The sequence below is a fragment of the Pseudomonas sp. Root329 genome (assembly GCF_001424925.1).
GTDB classification, from domain to species: domain Bacteria; phylum Pseudomonadota; class Gammaproteobacteria; order Pseudomonadales; family Pseudomonadaceae; genus Aquipseudomonas; species Aquipseudomonas arabinosi.
Map to the genome: position 1 here is coordinate 1 of NZ_LMCV01000032.1, position 18,845 is coordinate 18,845.

At 59.8% G+C, this 18,845-nt stretch carries 6 protein-coding genes and 1 pseudogene; 3 read left to right on the forward strand and 4 right to left on the reverse strand.

Going from position 1 to position 18,845, the window contains the following annotated elements:
* The first annotated feature begins 190 nt into the window (after positions 1-190).
* Positions 191-1,564, forward strand: coding sequence for an IS1182 family transposase (locus ASC74_RS21400; RefSeq protein WP_056743856.1), 1,374 nt, complete (start codon positions 191-193; stop codon positions 1,562-1,564).
* A gap of 280 nt (positions 1,565-1,844) precedes the next feature.
* Here the strand turns inward: ASC74_RS21400 and ASC74_RS21405 are convergent, their stop codons facing one another.
* A complete protein-coding gene (locus ASC74_RS21405) occupies positions 1,845-2,801 on the reverse strand; it encodes an AraC family transcriptional regulator (protein WP_056743859.1) in 957 nt (318 codons plus the stop codon).
* A 199-nt stretch (positions 2,802-3,000) separates the two neighbouring features.
* Between ASC74_RS21405 and ASC74_RS21410 the strand changes: the two are divergent.
* Both ASC74_RS21410 and ASC74_RS21415 read left to right on the forward strand, forming a co-directional pair.
* Positions 3,001-3,954: pseudogene (locus ASC74_RS21410) on the forward strand (diiron oxygenase).
* An 81-nt stretch (positions 3,955-4,035) separates the two neighbouring features.
* The gene (locus tag ASC74_RS21415; protein ID WP_056743861.1) at positions 4,036-4,458 is read left to right on the forward strand and encodes an MAPEG family protein; all 423 of its coding nucleotides are present in this window, start codon (positions 4,036-4,038) and stop codon (positions 4,456-4,458) included.
* Between the two features lie 45 nt (positions 4,459-4,503).
* Here the strand turns inward: ASC74_RS21415 and ASC74_RS21420 are convergent, their stop codons facing one another.
* The 3 genes from ASC74_RS21420 to ASC74_RS21430 form a co-directional block, all read right to left on the reverse strand.
* The gene (locus tag ASC74_RS21420) at positions 4,504-5,199 is read right to left on the reverse strand and encodes a tRNA (adenine(22)-N(1))-methyltransferase (RefSeq protein ID WP_330219787.1); all 696 of its coding nucleotides are present in this window, start codon (positions 5,197-5,199) and stop codon (positions 4,504-4,506) included.
* 528 nt (positions 5,200-5,727) lie between these two features.
* Complete coding sequence (locus ASC74_RS21425) at positions 5,728-7,194, reverse strand: ArnT family glycosyltransferase (RefSeq protein WP_236713319.1); 1,467 nt, start codon at positions 7,192-7,194, stop codon at positions 5,728-5,730.
* Between the two features lie 373 nt (positions 7,195-7,567).
* Positions 7,568-18,313, reverse strand: a complete 10,746-nt coding sequence (locus ASC74_RS21430; RefSeq protein WP_056743864.1) for a peroxidase family protein — start codon at positions 18,311-18,313, stop codon at positions 7,568-7,570.
* Positions 18,314-18,845 lie beyond the last annotated feature (532 nt).

Sequence of the window (18,845 nt, forward strand, 5' to 3'; positions counted from 1 at the left end):
CGTAGTCTACAGGTGCATGCGTAGTCTACAGGTGCATGTTCCACCCTCGCTGACAGCTACCTGCCAACCGTTACCAGTATCGGTGAAGGCGGGACGGACTATCTATAATGGGTCGATTCTGTTGAAAAAGTAGCTCCCCTATCTGGCCTGCGGCAAAATATCTGCATTGGCCAGCAGGGAAGCACGCAGCATGATGGGACAGTTATCGAGTGGGCAGGAGCGGCTGTTTTACTCGTTCAACCTTGAAGATCACATTCCAGCCAATCACCTTCTGCGCAGCATTGATCGGTGTCTCGATCTGAGCGACCTGCGCCACTACCTCGCCGATTTCTATAGCCCGATTGGGCGTCCGTCGATTGATCCTGAACTGATGATCCGCATGCTGATCGTGGGCTATTGCTACGGCATTCGCTCCGAGCGGCGGTTGTGCGAAGAAGCTCATCTGAACCTGGCCTATCGCTGGTTCTGCCGGTTGAGCCTTGAAGACGAAGTGCCCAATCACTCGACGTTTTCCAAAAATCGACATGGCCGTTTCCGGGACAGTGATCTGTTTCGCTGGCTGTTCAATGAAGTGCTGCGTCGTTGCATGGAGGCAGGCTTGGTCAAAGGTGAAGGCTTTGCCGTGGACGCCAGCATCATCAAAGCGGATGCCAGCCGGCAGCGCGGTGTACCGGGTGATGAACCGGTCAACTGGAGCGATCCGACCCTGAGCACCCGCGCCGTGCGTGAGTATCTTGAGGCACTCGATGAAGAGGCTCTGGCCGAAACGCTACCGAAGCGTCTATCGCTGACTGATCCTCAAGCCCGCTGGACCGCAGCTCCAGGTGGCCCAGCGTTCTACGCTTACTCCACGAATTATCTGATCGATACCGAGCACGGCGTGATCATGGATGTGGAACCCACACCGGCTCATCGAACCGCAGAAGTCGAGAGCACCAAGACGATGATCGATCGCGTTGAGGCGCAGTTCGACATCAAGCCGGAACGCCTCATTGGCGACACCGCTTACGGTACCGCGCCGATGCTGGCCTGGATGGTGGAGGAAAAAGACATCGAGCCGCATGTGCCGGTGTGGGACAAAACCGAGCGCAAGAACGACAGCTTCTCGAGCAACGATTTTCAATGGAATGAAGAGACGGAGGAGTATCGCTGCCCGGCCGGCAACCCATTGCGCAGCGAGTGGCGAGCCTTCAAGAATGAGCGTTCGCACGTCACCAAAGCCAACACCATCATCTTCCGATCCAGGCAGAGCGACTGCGTAGCGTGTCCGATGAAAGCCAAGTGCTGCCCGAACACTGCGTTCCGCAAAATCGCTCGCAGCGTCCATGAAGCCGCTCGTGATGTGGCTCGGCGCATTGCAGCAACGCCAGCGTATCAGCGCTCTCGCCACGAACGTAAAAAGGTCGAAATGTTGTTCGCCCACCTCAAGCGCATCCTGAAACTGGATCGCTTGCGACTACGTGGCATGAGTGGCGCGACCGATGAGTTCACGCTGGCGGCTGCGGTACAGAACCTGCGTCGACTGGCCAAACTGACATCTCAGGGGCCACCTGCCACGGGATAGGTGCGCCTGCACGAAGCAAAAAACCTCAAATTAACCCAATAACTGAGCAGCAAAGGTCAACGAAGGGCCGAGAAACCACTCAATGTGGTGAGTAGGTTCTCCGGTGGTAGCCGTGCCTGAGTTCAGTCGAAATGAAAAACCGACTTTTTCAACAGAATCGGTCGATTACAGCCCTTCGCGACAGGCAGCAATCGACCCAAGCTGCCGTTGACCAAAGGCAGAATTCGGCCATGAGGAGACACTTGCTGCCTGGCTTGATCAGAATCTCCATCGGCCCCTCTCATGCTGATTGCCTGCGCCAGGTGCCGGGTGATGTGCCGAACTGGCGTTTGAATGCGCGACTGAACGCAGCTTCGGATTCGTAGCCAACTGCAAAGCCGATTTGCGCCACATTACCGCGACCTTCGCGCAGGTGTTGAGCCGCCACGTGCATACGCCAGAGCGTCAGGTATTGCATCGGTGGCTGTCCGACCAATGCCGTGAATCGCTCCGCGAATACCGAGCGCGACATGCCCACTTCAAGCGCCAGGGCTTCTGCCGTCCAGCCTTCGGTTGGACGGGCATGGAGCAGCGCCAGTGCGCGCCCGATATGCGGATCCCGCAAACCCGCCAGCCACCCGCGCCGTTCAGCGGGGAGGTTCGCGACATACTGGCTGACGGCTTCGACGAACAGCAATTCGGATAGCTTGGCGATGACCGTTGTCGAGCCGACGCGCCCCGCCGCGATCTCACTGACAGCGAAACGGAATGAGCTTTCAATCCAGGCTCCCGAAGCCGTCGCGCGCACGTCTAACTTCAATAAGGATGGCAGCGACGAAAGCAACGGACTGAACGGTGTTTCAGAGCCGAGGAATCCGCACAATAACTGTGTGGCCTCGCCGTCCCCGCCGTACTTTATTCGTGAAATGCCGCCGACTTCCGGCGGCTGAATAACCTCGCGCGCCGACATGGGCGCAATGCTTAGATCACTGCCAAAAGTGTGAACGTCATTGCGAGGAAGCAGAATGAGTTCGCCTGCCCGTACGTCGAGGGTGGCGCCATCGTCGATTCGCAATTGCATGTGCCCCGCCGCGACAAAATGCGACGCAATGATATGTCGAGGTGCCGCCAGGAACGGTTTGCAATCGTCCGCTGAGATTCTTCCACTGACGCACCAGGGCGCAGTGAACTCCGCCTCGAGGAAGACCCCTCCAGACAGCCGAATCACACGCAAGACATCAGAAAGCGCATCCAACAATTGCCAGCCCTCCTTTCCGGAGTCCGGAGCATGTAATCAGGCGCACTGGTCATTCACTGCCTGAACTGCGAGGCCCAGATTAGCACCAACGCGGACACTGTGATCGAGGCGATCCCCAGATGCTTCACCACTGGTCATTGACTCCCGCGTTAACCGTAATTGACCCACTCCAACTCGACCACGGAAGCCGGAGATCAATATGAACACCGCAGCGACCCTACCCAGCTCAGATTCGGGCAACGCCGCCCGTTATGCTCAACTTGTCAGATCATCGAAGAAAGCGGAATGGCAGATCGATCGCGATTTGCTACAGGACCGCAGCTTCGACTTCTCGCGCAAATTCTTGCCCGATGGACTATCGCGGATCGACCGCCTGACCTTTCTCGCCGCGGACGAGGCGCGCCTGCTCAGCCAGATTCAGGGTCGAACCTATGCGTATATCTTTGGCCTGGTCGAGCGTTTTATCAGTGCCAAAATGCTCGATCAAGGTCGGGCCCACGTATTTGACGATCAGCTCGCACTCGAAGCGCTGGTGCGTTTTTCCAACGACGAGATCAAGCATCAGGAGCTGTTCCGACGCATTGAGACGATGATGGGTACGCAATTGCCAGCGGGATATCGTCAAGTTGCCGATCCAAGCGATGTGGCGCGCGCGGTACTGGCGGCCAGCACCTGGTCGGTGTTGGCGCTGACCTGTCATATCGAGCTGTTTGTTCAGACGCACTACGTGCAAAGCATCGCCCCGCGCGAGGAGTTGTGCCCACTCTTCAAGGATGTCTTCAAATTTCACTGGAAGGATGAAAGCCGGCACGTCGTACTCGATGAACTCGAGTGGGAGGCGGAGCACGCGAAACTCTCGCCGACCGAGCGCGACCAGGCAGTGAACGATCTGATTGCGCTGGTGGCGGCCGTCGACGCAATCCTGCAGGCACAATCGGCATCCGATGCCGACTACTTCATTCGAAATGTTTCACGATCGTTCAGTGTCGATGAGACAGCGTAAATCAAAGCCTCCGTGCTGAGCGCCTACCGCTGGCAATACATTATCTCGGGCGTGCAGCATCCACACTTTGGCCGGCTGCTGACGCGCATGACAACTCCTGCACAGCTGTCCAGGATTCAGACCGCACTGGCACCCATCATGAGCAATTGATCGACAGGGGGCGACCGACCGCGCGTCGGTCGCGCTACGGTGCGATGACGTGCTGAAAATGATTGATTGAGGAAGGCAGCCATGACGATTCCGATGTGGATGCTGCTTGGATTTGCGACCTGGACTTTGCTGCTGTTGATGGCAACCGTCGGGGTGTATCGCTGGGTCAGAATCCTGTTCTCGAATGTTCCGATTGCTTCTTTCCGAAGCGATCAGCTCGAAGGCGAGGATTGGTATCGGCGCGGGACAAGAGCACACGCGAACTGTGTGGAAAACCTGCCTGTCTTTGGCGTCATCGTGTTGGTGATTTCAGCCCTTGGGGTCGGCGGCCCTGCAGTGAACTACTTGTCGATAATCATCCTGATCGCTCGCGTGTGTCAGTCTCTGGTTCACGTATCGCATGTGCAAACCGATACGTTCGTGGCGGTTCGGTTTACCTTCTTTTGCGTGCAGTTGGTCTGTTTTCTCGCGCTCATCGTTATAGCCGCTTGTTACGGCGCATGAATACTCAAATAGAGGCGATTTTTTCGTACAAACCCTGGACCGTGCTCACGCCAGCAGCTCGGTGATCCACCGGGCCTGTCGGGCTATGTCTTGCACCTTCTCCTCGGGCACGGCCTGCCGTGCACGGGCGAAGTGGGTCAGGGTCTTCTGCTTCTCGCGCAGTATGCGCTGCCACTTGATCAGGAACGCCGGGCTGCGTGCCTGCAACTGCAGCGGGCCGAAGTACAGCTCCTCGGCGGTGTACATCACCGGCCCGGCGCGCTCGGCGACGATGATTTCGTAGTCGAAGCGGTTTTCCCGCAGCAGTTCCTCGCAGAGGATGCGGTAGCCATTTTCCATCAGCCATTGGCGCAGTGGCTGCTCGCCGCCGTTGGGCTGCAGAATCAGGCGCTCCTGGCCGCTCAGGCGCGTCTTGCCGCTGTCGAGGATGTCGCGGATCGTCTCGCCGCCCATGCCGCAGATGCTGATCGCCGTGATCCCGTCTCCCGGCTCGATCGCCGCCAGACCATTGGCCAGGCGCACGGTGATCCGCTGGTCCAGGTCGTTCTCGCGCACGGTGCGTTCGGCCGAGCAGAACGGCGTCAATGCCACCTCGCCGGCCACCGCCGCCACGATGGCGCCACGGCGCATCAACGCCACCGGCAGGTAGCCGTGATCCGAGCCGATATCGGCCAGGCGCGCATCTGCTGGCACATGCGCCGCCACGCGCTCCAGGCGCTGGGACAATGTCTGTTCGTTCAACCGCCGTTCCTTTTTCAGTGTCCGCATCAGGTCGATATCAGCAGGTAGCGAAAGGCGCAGGCACCTGTGGTATTGCCATACCCACGTTGAGAGAAATTCCCCATAAATGGGCTGTATTACCCGCATCCAGTTTCAACTTTTTCGATGGAGAACTGACCACAGAATCAGGCTGCCCCGCCGGCGGGGGATTATAGGCTGTTAATTTTTTTGGCACAGAGAATGCTGTGTGTTCACTAGTTGCCTTGAAAAACACCTGCGCCGCAGATCAGGCGAGCAATGCCAGCCCTTCCGAGGAGTCACTTTCATGCGCATCGAGCCGCTAATCCTCACGCTGGTACTCATTCTTTTCATTTTTACGATAGGAACAGCCTGGAGTCTTATCAACTTATTCAGCAGTTAAGAGTCAGTGGGAAGCATTCATGGACAGGCGGGGGACAGAAACGACAAGCCCCGCAATGTGCAGGGCCCGTTGAGCACAAGATCACGCCGGACCAACATCCAGTCATGCAGAGCTTCAATGACGCAGTTTCAAGGCTTGATCTGGCCCTGATTGGCGCACAAAGAGCCCAGCCCGAGCAGCAGGGCCGAACGCTTGGGTTTCAGGTACGACTCGATCCGTGTCAGGGTGCAAGGCGCCAGGGCTTGTAATGCCGCTGGAAGCGGTTCCTGGACAAACAGCAGGCCCGGCGTATCGGCTACGCTGCCGGCCTGCGACTCGGTGATCGAACTGACGGGCCGCCCCATGTAATAGACCAGGCGAATGTCAGCAGCTCCCAAGCTATAGGTCGGGAAGTTTGGGTACGCGTCGGTGGCGGCCTTTATCTGCGCAAATCCGTCGATCCGATGGGCGAACACCCGCCCTTCAAGACCCAAGTAGAACAGCGTGTATCCCGCCAGTACCACGGCCGGAACAATGCGCAGACTCCAGCGCTGCCAAGGGTGCCGGGCCTGGGTCAGCAGTTGGCTCCAGTGCCAGGCCAACAGCAGGGCGATGGCCGGGTAGATAGGCAACAGGTACTTGGCGTGCTTTTCGGTGAACAGCGAGAACAGCAGCAGAGGCACCAGAATGCAGCACAGCAACAGGGTCAGCTGCGGGCTCAGGCGGATGGCGTGCCAGAGTTGCCGCGGCCGTACCAGTAATATCAGCCAGAAGGGAAAGAAATCCCCAGCCAGATACAACAGATAGGCATACCAGGCTTCTGCCCCCTGGCCATTGATTTTCTTGACGATGTCTTCGTTGAGGATGGCCGACCAGACGCCCCAGCCCTCCTGCATCGACACCGCCAGATACCAGGAAATCCCGACCAGCACCGCAAGCATCCAGCCCCAGCCGTCACACAGAAAAGCTCGAGCCAGACGATCGCGGCTGATCAACGCATAGACCAGTATCGGTGCGGTCACCCACAACAGACAGACCGGCCCCTTGGTCAGCAAGGCACAGCCGAGCAGCCCGTAGCTGAGCCAGACCCAGCTGCGACCGCCTTGCGCGAACAGAAAGCGCCCTGCACAAAACAGCGCCAGCAGACACAGGCTGGTCAAAGGCATTTCGATTTCTGCCCGGCGGGCAAACAGGCTGAACCCGGCATTCGCCGCCAGGAACACCACAGCCAGCAGCGCCACTTGTCGCCCGGCGAATGCACTTGCCTGGCGATACAAGGTCAGACAACACAGCGTCGCAAACAGCGCCGAAGGCAGGCGCACGCTCCATTCGGAGAGGCTGCCCAACAGTGACGTGCTGACCAGGGCCAGCCAATAGAACAGCGGCGGTTTGGACAGGTACAGCTCGCCGTTCATGTACGGCAACAGCCATTGGCCAGCCTCGTGCATTTCCCGTGTCGTAACGGCGCGCCGGGCTTCATTGACGCTCATGAACGGCAAACTCCCCAGCCCCCAATAAAACAGCAGCAGGAGCAACACCGCCACACCCAGGGTTGGCCAGTCCAGCGCGCGCCGCGCGGTTTGCATCGGCAGGAATGCCACGCCTTCTCTACTCATACACGCCTTACTCCTTCCCCAAGATGCACGAAAATACGTGAGTCTGCCCAACAGGTCAGCTCATCGTGCTTTCGTGAACTAATAACAACGTATTGCGCCTTCACGTAAGTTCCCGCTGGTTTCCAACGGGACACGAAGTGTAGCCAAGGCTGTAGAAAAGTTAGCGTGCGCTAATCACACTTTGCAAACTTGGGTTTCGCCGACTAATGCCCACTTAAATTTAAGCGCCCCCCCTCTCTTGGCTTTGCGGGGCTGGGTAGGTGACTTGGCCGGACGGATACAAAAACAGCCAGTTTTATTAAAAAGAAAAAGGGAGGGCATCCATGCCCTCCCCTCCGCTTTTCACGCGTCTGCGACAGTACTGATCAGGACCTCAAGTGGCGAGAATGAAGTCTGCGGCAGTGACGGTTGTTGCATCGGCCACACCGACCAGGCGGATGGAGTCAGCTATTCCTGCGGAGCTGATCAAGGTATCCGCACCGAGATCGGTGATGATGACGAGGCCGGCAAAGGTCGCAGCAGTGACGCCGAACGCGGAAATATCGAGCAGGTCCTGGCCGCCCACCGCGTTGGCATCGAAGCCGATGATCTGATCGACCCCGAAGCCCGATGCGAACATGAAGATATCGTTGCCACTGCTGGCATCCATCACGTCGTTGCCGGCACCGCCAGTGACCGTATCGTTGCCGACACCGCCATTGATAGAGTCATTACCGGTACCACCCAACAATGTGTCGTTACCGTCACCACCGAGCAGCGTGTCGTTGCCTGCTCCACCGTTCAATACATCCGCCCCATCACCGCCGTCAAGACTGTCATCGCCAGTGCCGCCGTTCAGGGTATCCGTGCCGAGGCCACCGAACAGTTGGTCGTTACCGGCGTCGCCATTCAGTGTGTCGTTGCCGCCGTTGCCGGTGAGGATGTCGTTGCCGCCACCACCATTGAGGGTGTCATTACCCACCCCGCCGGTGATGACGTTATTCAACCCGTTACCGTTGCCGACGAAGTTGCCGACTCCGGTGTAGGTCAGATTCTCGACATCAGCGCCCAGCGTGTAGCTGGCCAGCGAAGTCTGCACGGTGTCCGTACCGCCACCCGCCACCTCGACCACCACGTCTGCGGCTGCATCGACGACGTAGGTATCGTTGCCGGCTCCCCCCAACATCCGGTCAGCACCTGCACCGCCATTGAGGAAGTCGTTACCCACCCCGCCGGTGATGGTGTTGGCTAGCGCGTTACCGGTACCGGTGAAGTTACCGGCGCCCGTATAGGTCAGGTTCTCGACGTTGGCACCGAGCAGGTAGTTCGTCAGGCTGGTTTGCACCAGATCGGTACCACCACCCAGCGCCTCGGTGACAACGTCACCGACGTTGTCGACCACAAACGTGTCGTTGCCGGCACCGCCGTTCATGGCATCCGCGCCGAGCCCACCGTTGAGGACGTCGTTGCCGTCCTCGCCATTGAGGACGTCGTTGTCGTCTCCGCCGTTGAGGATGTCGTTGCCAGTGCCGCCAAACAACTGGTCGATACCGGCCAGGCCATTCAGCGTATCGTTCCCGCCCAGGCCAAGCAGCACATCGTTACCTGCGGTGCCGGTGAGGGTGTTCGCCAAAGCGTTGCCCTGCAGCACCACGCCCAGTACCGGAACCGCCGCCGTCGCCGCCGAGGTCACCGACTCCAGCGTGCCGAAGCCATCGGTGTAGCGCACGATCACTCGCAGTTGCAGATTGCCCTGCGCCACACCAGGGGTGAAGGTCGCAGCGGTCGCGCCGTTGATGTCGGTGAAGGACGCACCGACACCTTGCTGCCACTGGAAGCTGAAGGTGCCCAGCCCATCCAGATCGGCAATCCCAGCAGTCAGCGCGGTCAGCACCTGCCCTTGATCCGGTGTCGTATCGCTGATCAGCAACGCGCCTGTCGGTGCATCGTTGACGTTGTCCACCGGCCCCAGGATGTTGGACGAAACGCTTTCGGCCACACCGAAGTCATCCACGTAACCCATCACCACGCGCACTTCCTGGCCGACCTGAGTCTGGCCAAGCGCGAACGTGCTACCGGTAGCGCCGGCGATGTTGACGAAGCCAAGCCCGTCGTTCGCCTGCCACTGGTAGGTGAACTGCGGATTGCTCAGGCCATCGAGGTCGATGATGCTCGACGGGTCAGCGGTCAACACCTGGTTCTGCACGGCAAGCCCGATAACGGTCGGCCCTTCGGTCGGAGTACTGTTCCCGGACGAGTCGACGATCTCCAGCGTGCCCTTGGCATCCTGATACACCGCACGGACGCGGATGTTCAGACCCGCCACATCGTCCGCCACCCGGTAGGTGGCGCCGATCGCCCGCGATACCTCGCCGGCGGCGACAAAGGTGATGTCTTCATAAACACCCGTACCGGGAATGTTTTCCACCTGCCAGTAGTAAGCCACCCCACCGGTCACAGCGCCGGTCGGGTTGGCCACGCTTTGGTTGTCCGCGTCGTGTACCCCCCGATCACTGACGCGCAGCAACTGGCCGGCGACAGGCGTTTCATCACGCACACCGGTGGCAGCATCGATGATTGCCAGATGACCCAATGGGTCGCTGTTTTGGGCGGTGCCCACTCCGGACGATTGCGCCACGTCAGCGAACTGCAGACGCTCGATACCCGTCAAGCGATCGACACCATCACGCCCCGCCACCGAGTCGGTCACAATGACAGTGTCGCCATCGATCTCGATACCGTATTCTCCCAAATTACCGGAGAACAACGCAGTGTCGAAGCTGTTATCGCCGGTCAGAATCTCCCGCACGATCACCAACTGACCCGGGTTGTAAGTACCGTTCAGCATCAGCTGCACCATCGGCTCCATGCTGTTGAACGTGGCGATTTCCGGGCCAGTGCCATCAGCGTTTTCCCGTACGCTGATGCGTACGTTCAGCCACTTGTCACCATCGATGATGTCGTCACCACCGCGACCTTCGATCAGGTCGCTACCACTACCGCCGAGGATGATGTTGCCGCCGTCGTAGAACGTCGCTCCGGCTGCCAGCAGATCAGACAGGCCGTTGATCAGGCTGATGTTGGTCAGCACGCTGCCGGTTGCACCCGCGGTAGGCAGCGAAGTGGCATCTTCGTTATCACCGCGCAGGAAGTCACCGTGCGATGAACCCGACAGACCTTCCACGATGTCGAAACGCACCAGCGCCGAAGCACCCGAACCCGGCACCGGCGGAACATCGAAAAAGCGGTCGCTGTAATCGATGGTCACGCCCTGGGCGAGGTCCTTGAACGTTGCCCAGTCATAGCCGGAGCCGCCGATATAGCGGTCACCCATGCCAAGACTGCCGACCATGATGTCGTCGCCGCCTTCGGCATTGAACTTATCGTTCTCGTTACCGCCGATGAACACATCGTTGCCGATCACCGGGTCATTACCAGCCGGGTCGAAGTTGTCGCCAGGTGCACCGTCCGAAGTGCCCTTCTCGATCCAGTCGTCGCCTTCGTTACCCATGTCCTGTTCGTTGGCTTTGCTGCCCAGGATGAAGTCGTTGCCCTGGCCACCAATGGCCTCGGAAGCGTCCTCACCGGTCACGATGAAGTCATTGCCGAACCCGCCAATGATCAGGTTGATGCCGTTGCCTCCGTGCAGCACGTCGTTGCCGTCGCCCCCCTGGATGTTATCGTCGCCACCGAGGTCGGTGATGATGTCGTCGCCGGCGCCACCGCGCAGTTGGTCGTTGCCGTTACCACCTTCGATGCGATCGTTGCCGGCATCACCCCAGACCGTGTCATCGCCACCACCCGAAACGAGGATGTCTGCGCCGTTGGTGCCGCCCAGCACGATGTGCTCGTCACCCGAGTACCGGATGTAGTTGGCGTCCGGCCCCGCCGTCAGCGGGTTGTCGCGGAACACCACCTGCTCGTTGTTGTCGCTAAGCGGATCGGCGTTGCCCAGGCCATCGTTGTACTGCTTGCTCTGGTCCCTTTCCAGATAGAACGCAGGGTCCGAGAACACCAGGCCCGGCAAGTGCGTGACCGAGGTGTTAGCCATGATCAGCTTGGCGAACGAGTTGCTTTCCAGTTCGGCGTTCATCGACAGGCCAGCGGTACGCTCCAGGTAGTAGAAGCGGTCACCGTCCTGCAGTTTTTCCAGCTGGTTCTCGAACACGAAGTTGAAGGTCGTGCCGAGCATGCCGCCGAACGGAGTTTTCTCTTCGGCCAGGCCGCCGATCCAGAGATCGATGGCATCGACCCCCGTGATCGTCACCCCCCTCAGATCGTCGGCAGTCCCCAGCACCCCATCTTTGCCGGCCAGTGTTACGTTGGCCCAGGCACCGCTGCCGTTGAGGAAGGCCAAGCGGTCAGACGGCGCATCAGCACCACCAAATACCAGCGCCATGGCTGCAGCGCGTTTTTCTGCCAGCGTGTCCGCCGCCGTGATCGTCTCATGCGTGCCATAGGCCGCGATGAAGTTGATCAATGACTCCGGATGTTTGAGGTGCTGCACCAGGTCGACCCAGCTGCTGTACGGCTTGAGTTGGGTATCACCGGTTTGGCTGAAGATGTCGCGGCGGATCGCATTGAGCGAGGGAATCCCCACGTCGCGGCCACGGGCGAGGTTGAGCGCCGGCAGGTCGAGCGGCAGACCGAGCAGGTTATTGCGCAGCGCTTCGGTGACGAACTCATCGATTTCGTTACCGGCCTGGCGAGTCACCCCACGAATGATCGCACTGGTCGCATCCTCTGGCGTCACACCACTGGCGGCGTACTCCAACGGGTTGAGGAACGCCGCGATCAAGCCGATTTGCTGATTCGGATCAGCGCTGTTCGGATCACCCACCACGTTGAAATTAACGTCGAAGCGATCGACGGTCTCGGTCAGCATCGAGTGGCCAAACCGGTACACGGTGTGGGCGAACTCGGCGACGATCGAGGCATCGAGGTCAACGTCATAGACCTGGGTCGGTGCAAAGAACAGGTCGACCCTTGGCTGGATGGTCCGCGCAAATTCCTCGAACACCAGATGCTGATACTGCATCTCGGTGCCGAACTTGGCAGCCTGGAACAAGCGCTCGCCATTCCACACCAGCGCATCGATCTCAGCCTGGTTGGCTGGCAACGCGTTCACCGGATTGAGCAGCCACTCATTGAGGAAGGCCACGTCACCCGAATCGAGCACGGTGTCCTTGGTCTGCGCGACCAGCCGATTGTGCTCGGAGTGGAAGATCGCATGCACCGTGGTCAGGCCGATGTTCTCGTTGACCCGGCCGTCGCCAGCGATGTAGTGCGCATCCAACAGTTCGTTGTCGTAGGCCAGGTTGGCCCCGGTCTGCGGATTGAACGGCACTGCGTTGCCAATGTCGGTATCCGCGTCAGGCACGAGCACGCCACCGCTGAACACCGGCGCTGCATTGTTGTTAATGTCGACGAGGAACTGGTGACCGGTGCGCACAGCATTGGTCAGGCTAATGGGGGAAAGCGGATTGCCTTCGACAAGGACGTCATCAGCCGTGCCACCAAGACCGTCAGCACCCTTCATCACGACCATCGGGAAGCCGTTCGGCCCCTTGATGAAATTGCCATAGGCGTCAGTCGCCAACAACGGCGCGTTATCGACGTCGGCATCGGTAAGGTGGATACCCAGAATGTCGTTGGCCTGCGCCTTGACCACTTTCCAGGTCGCCATACCACCGATTTCGGTGTCGTCTGCGGTGCCATACTTGCCATCCAATCCCAGGTCAACATTAGTGATCAGCCTGCCGGTCGCGATGGGGCCGTTGTCGGTCAGCTCATAACCGCGCAGGAAAACCTGGTGCGACGGGTGCGAGCTGTAGGTCTGGTTTTGGTCCACGAACGGCGAGGTGGTGTTGGTGTGCTCATGGATGTCGTCGGCCGTGCCGAGAACGCCATCCGCCCCTGGCAGGTTGGTCGCGCGGGTCAGCACCATGAAGTTAGTGTGGCCACCAGGCACATACAGCGGATCATCCGGTTGCAGAGGGATGTAGACGGTGCCCGAACCGCCTTTGGTCACCAGGTCCAGACCGTGATCGAAGAACTGCCCGAAGAAGGTCATCCAGGCGTTGAACGGCGCGGACAACCCCGCATCCGCCGCGGTGTTCTCGAACAGGTACACATCGTGGTCGTCGGCAGTACCGAACTGACCATCCATGCCAGGGCTGGCGACTATCCGTACGCCATCCTTGAGCACGTCGTCGTTACCCACCGCGCCAAAGTTGAGCTCACCGTCCGCACCCGGGTCGTAAGCCGTGGCATAGGCCGCCGGGTTGTTCGACGTCTGGTCGACGATCAGATTACTGATGGTGCGCGGCTGCGAGTCAAACACATTGCCGCTGTTCTGCTGGTACGACGATCCCGGGATGGCCGGCGAGCCGGGGCCAAAGAACCCGGCAGGTGCACCTTCCGCCGGATTGAAGACCGGATCGGCCAAGCGCGGAAAGGTGTTATCGGCGGCACCAAACTCGGTGTTGTTAATGCCGTTGAGGTTCATCAGGTTGTTGTTCGAACCATCGACCGCACGCAGGCCCAGTGGCGCGCGGATATTCGGGATCAGCGAGAGGATGTCCTGACCGGCCGCGTCGGCCTCGGCAATCTTGATTTGATCAAGAATGAAGTTGAGGTCGGAGCGGACCATGTGAAGGCCCTCGCCACCCGCAGTGGCATCGATGACAGGCGTCGGTGCCGTCGGCACAACCGGCGCGCCGGGAACCACCACGGTCGTCGGCTGCGAGAACACTATTTCAGTCGTGCCATGACCATCCTGGTAGATCGCCTTGACCCGCAGTGACAGCCCGGCAAGGTCCGGGGAGACCTTGAACGAGGTGCCGTCGGCACTTTGGAACGCCAGGTCGCCGGCCGGCAACAGGATGATGTCCTCGAATACGCCGGTGCCTGGATTGGCTTCGAACTGCCAATAGTACGACACCGAGGTGTTGTTGACAGTACCCTGCAGATTACCCACCGCGATGTTGTTGGCATCGCGCACACCGGCCATGCTCACCGTCAGTGTGTCGCCCACTGTTATCGCGCCGCCGTTTCCGTCCGTGACGGTCGGCCTGCCCACCGGTTGTGCGTTCAGCCCCGTCACCAGCACTCGCTGGCTATCGGCGAACTGCAGGCGTTCGACATGCAGCAAGGTATCGGTGCCGTCGCGAGCCACTACGGTATCCGTCACCGTCCAGACATCGTCCGCCAGATCGGCCGTGCCGCGGGTGTTCTGAGTCACCACATACTCGGACTGAAGCCCGGAGAAAATGGCGGTGTCGAAGGCCGCCCCGCCCGTCGAGGTGCCGGGCAGGATTTCCCGCACGGCCTTGAGCTGACCCGGGTTATAGGTGCGGTCCAGCATGAGCGGAATCATATCGACCATGCTGTCGAAGGAGGCGATCTCGGGACCGGTATGGTTGACGTCGTCGGCGGCATACACCGCAATTCTGACGTTGATCCATTTGTCGCCATCGATCAGATCATCGCCCCCGCGGCCCTCGATCAGGTCACTGCCATTGCCACCGAGGATGATGTTGCCCGTGGCAAAGCCGGTGGTCGGCAAACCGGCATCGGCCAGGAACTGCTCCAGTCCGTGGATCAACGCCACATTGGTCAGCGCACCGCCCGTGGCACCACCGTGGTTGATGAGAGTGACCGCATCAACATCATCGCCCTTGAGCACATCGCCGTATTTCGAACCGGACAAGCCTTCGACCTCGGCAAAACGGTCGAGAATCGAGGCCGGCGAGGCGCCGACCGGATTGAACACCCCGGCGTTCTGGTTTGGCGCATTGCCGTGTGGTTGCGCCAGCGCGGCCAAGGACAGGTCAACGGTCACGCCGACCCTGTCATTTTTGTAGGTCACCCAGTCGAAACCGGACATGCCGTCCATCTTGTCCTGGGCATCGCTGCCGACAAAGATGTCATCGCCACCCTCGCCGATCATTTCGTCGAAGCCACCGCCACCGACAAAGATGTCGTTGCCGACCACATCGTCAGTGAGCAACGGCGCGAAGTTATCGCCAGGCGCACCGTCCTGGGTGCCCTTCTCGATCCAGTCATCACCTTCGTTGCCGGTAGGTGGCAGGTTGGTCTTGGCGCCGAGGATGAAGTCGTCACCCTGACCGCCGAAGGTCGTGGTGATGTCTTCGGTGGTAACGATAAAGTCCTGCCCATCGCCACCCAGGATCAGGTTGCCTGCAGCCAGCATGCTACCGGCCACGATCACGTCGTTACCGGCATTACCTTCCAGGCGGTTGTCGCCGAACGAGTCGGTGATGATGTCATCGCCCGCGCCGCCGAGTACCGCATCGTTCCCTGCGCCGCCTTCGAGGCGATCGTTACCGCCGTCGCCGTAAAGGGTGTCATCGCCGTCACCGGAGATGATGATGTCATTGCCGGCCGTGCCGCCCAGGACGACATGGTCTTCACCGGTGTACTGCAAATAATTACTGTCCAGACCAGGGGTGTCGGGGTTGTCGCGGATCACCAGCGGCACGATTTCCACGCCGTTGATCATGATGCCGCCCGTTGGATCGGCGTTGCCGTCCACGCCAAGGTTAGTGAACTGATTGGCCTGATTCACTTCGAGGCTGAACGTCGGCGTCAGGAACACGGTGTTCGACAGGTGTGTGACATCGGTGTTGAGCATGATCAGCTTGGCAAAGGAGTTGTTCTCCAACTCGGTGCCGAAGTGCAGGCCCGCGGTACGCGACAGGTAGTAGAAGCGGTCGCCGTTCTGCAACGCCTCCAGCTGGGTTTCAAACACGAAGTTGAACGTCGAGCCGAGCATGCCGCCGAACGGCATTTTCTGCTCGGCGAGGCCACCGACCCAGAAGTCGATGTCGTCGAGGCCTGTGATCGTCACACCCGTCACGTCGTCGGCAGTCCCCATCAGCCCATCCTTGCCGGCCAGCGTTACGTTGGCATAGTCACCGGTGCTGTTGAGGAAGGCCAGGCGGTCAGCCGGTGAACCCGCACCGCCGAATACCAGCGCCAAGGCTGCAGCGCGTTTGTCTGCCAGTGTGGTCGCCGCCGTAATCGTGTCATGCGTGCCAAAGGCAGCGATGAAGTTGACCAACGACTCGGGGTGCTTGAGGTGGTCCGCAAAGTCAGCCCAACTGATGTACGGCTTGAGTTGGCTGTCGCCGGTTGATGCGTACATCTCACGGCGCGCTTCATTCAACGTGGGGATGCCCGTGTCGCGACCACGCGCCATGTTCAGGGCCGGCAAATCGAGCGGCAGGCCGAGCAGATTGTTGCGCAACGCTTCGGTGACGAACTCGTCGATCTCGTTGCCGAGCTGACGGGTCACACCGCGAATGATCGCCCCTGCCGCTTCGTCCGCAGTCGCCCCGCTGCCGGCAAACGCCAGCGGGTTGAGGAAGGCCGCGATCAGGCCCATTTGCGAGTCCGGGTTGTTCGGGTCAGTGAGGAGCGGATTGAACTCGGGGTCGAAGCGATCGACGGTCTCGGTCAACATCGAGTGACCGAAGCGGTACACCACGTGGGCGAACTCGGCGAGGATTGCCGGGTTGATCGAGGTGTCATACCCGTTGGGTGCAAGGAATCCGTCGATCTGCGGCTGAACGGTCCGCGCGAACTCCTCGAACACCAGGTGCTGGTACTGCATCTCGGTGCCGAACTTGGCGGCCTGGAACAGGCGTTCGCCGTCCCACACCAACGCCGCGATTTCGGCAGGTGTAGTCGGTATCGCGGCCACGTCGTCCACCAGCCACTCATTGAGGAAGGCCAGATCGCCGGCAGCAAGGAGGGTGTCCTTGGTTTGCTGGACCAGGCGGTTGTGCTCGGAGTGGAACACATGGTGCACGGTGGTCAGGCCGATGTTCTCGTTCACCCGGCCGTCGCCGGCAATGTAGTGAGCGTCGAGCAGTTCGTTGTCGTAGGTCAGGTTGTTGCCGCCCGCGCCAACCGGCTGCGCATTACCGATATCAGTGTCAGCATCCGCCTGCAGAACCCCGCCGACGACTACCGGCGCGGCATTGTGGGCGATGTCGTCAAGGAAGCCATGCCCGGCGCTCACGGCGCTGGCCAGGCTGATCGGAGCATCCCGGTTGCCTTCGACCAGTTGAGTGACATCATCAGCTGTCCCGGCGATCCCGTCAGCACCGTTACTGACGCGCATCACCACCTGCGGCATGCCGCTCGGCCCCCGAATGAAGTTGCCATACGCATCGGTTGCCAGCAGCGGCACGCTGTGCACATCGGCGTCGGTCAGGTTGATACCGAGAATGTCACGGGCCTGGGCCTTGACCACTGCCCAGGTCGCCATGCCGCCATTTTCGCCGTCGCCATCATCGGCAGTGCCGAACTTGCCATCGCCGCCGAGATCGCGGTTGGTAATCAAGCGCCCCGTTGCAACAGGGTCACCTGCCGCGTTGAGGACATACTCGCGCAGGAACACCTGATGCGAGGGGTGCGAGCTGTAAGTCTGGCTTTGGTCCACGAACGGCGAGGTGGTATTGGGCTGGCCATCATCGGCAGTGCCGAGTATTCCGTCCGCGCCGGGGGTATGCACTGCACGTGGCAACACCATGAAGTTGGTCGGGCTGTTCGGTACGAACAACGGATCGTCCGGCTGCAGCGGAACAAACACGAAGTCGGTACTGCTCTTGGTGACCAGGTCGAGGCCGTGGTCAAAGAACTGGCCAAAGAAGGTCATCCACGAGTTGAAGCCGGCGGTCAGACCGACGTCCGGCGACACGTTGGGGATGAAGAACACTTCCTTGTCGTCGGCCGTGCCGAACACGCCATCCAGGCCGGGGCTGATCACCGGGTCTGCACCGCCGTTCGCCGCTACTGCGGCCGGGTTGTTGGCGGTCTGGTCGACGATCAGGTTACTGATAATCCGTGGCTGCGGGTCGGTCACATTCCCTGACGCGGCATAGGCCGCTCGATACTGGGCATCAAGCAGGCGCAGGAAGGAATTGTCCGCAGCGCCAAACTCGCTTTGCCCGGCGACCAGGTTGTTGTAGCTGCCATCGACAGTTCGCAGGCCGAATGGCACCTGACTGTTGGGTAGCAAATCTATGAGGCTGGCGCCGTCGGCATGCGCTTCTGCGATGAAGATTTGTTTGAGGATGAATTCCAGGTCCGACTTGTTGAAATTGGCCATTTTGATTGCCCTCGATCTCTTTGGGGAAAGGACACGGGACGATAAGAATCCTCCCACGCCCAGTCCGGTGCTGGCTTGCGGAGTGTGTTGGTTCTTTTTTTTTGGGCGAGCGCTGGCGCGGGATGGCAGAGCCGTTACACGGCCCCCCGGGATGCGCGCCTGGAATTCGCGAAAGAATGGCTCGCTGAGCGATTAGGCAGAGCGAGTTCTAGCCCTGGGTGGGCCATGGAAACTTGAAGTAACGGCGAATTTCTTGAATAGCCCCTTCACTCCGCAGAACGAAATCATCGACATGGTGTGCTCCCTCGGGAAAATCACCACGTCTTGCGTTGCCAAAAAGTTGACAGGCTTCAGGCGGGCGGCTCCCTCAATTGAGTGAGACTAAAGTTGCAGAGTAAAAAATTGTCAATTTTACGACACATAAAACAGACGATTGGTAGCAGAGCTCTCAACTAGCTGTTTTTATAGGACTTATAGAAAGTTCATTGCGACATTAGAGCGAAATGTTATTTCAGATTGTTTCGACGACACC

Coding starts and splice junctions, on each gene's coding strand:
- ASC74_RS21400 (WP_056743856.1), top strand. CDS start 191: ATGATGGGACAGTTATCGAGTGGGCAGGAGCGGCTGTTTTACTCGTTC.
- ASC74_RS21415 (WP_056743861.1), top strand. CDS start 4,036: ATGACGATTCCGATGTGGATGCTGCTTGGATTTGCGACCTGGACTTTG.
- ASC74_RS21425 (WP_236713319.1), bottom strand. CDS start 7,194: ATGAGTAGAGAAGGCGTGGCATTCCTGCCGATGCAAACCGCGCGGCGC.
- ASC74_RS21430 (WP_056743864.1), bottom strand. CDS start 18,313: ATGGCCAATTTCAACAAGTCGGACCTGGAATTCATCCTCAAACAAATC.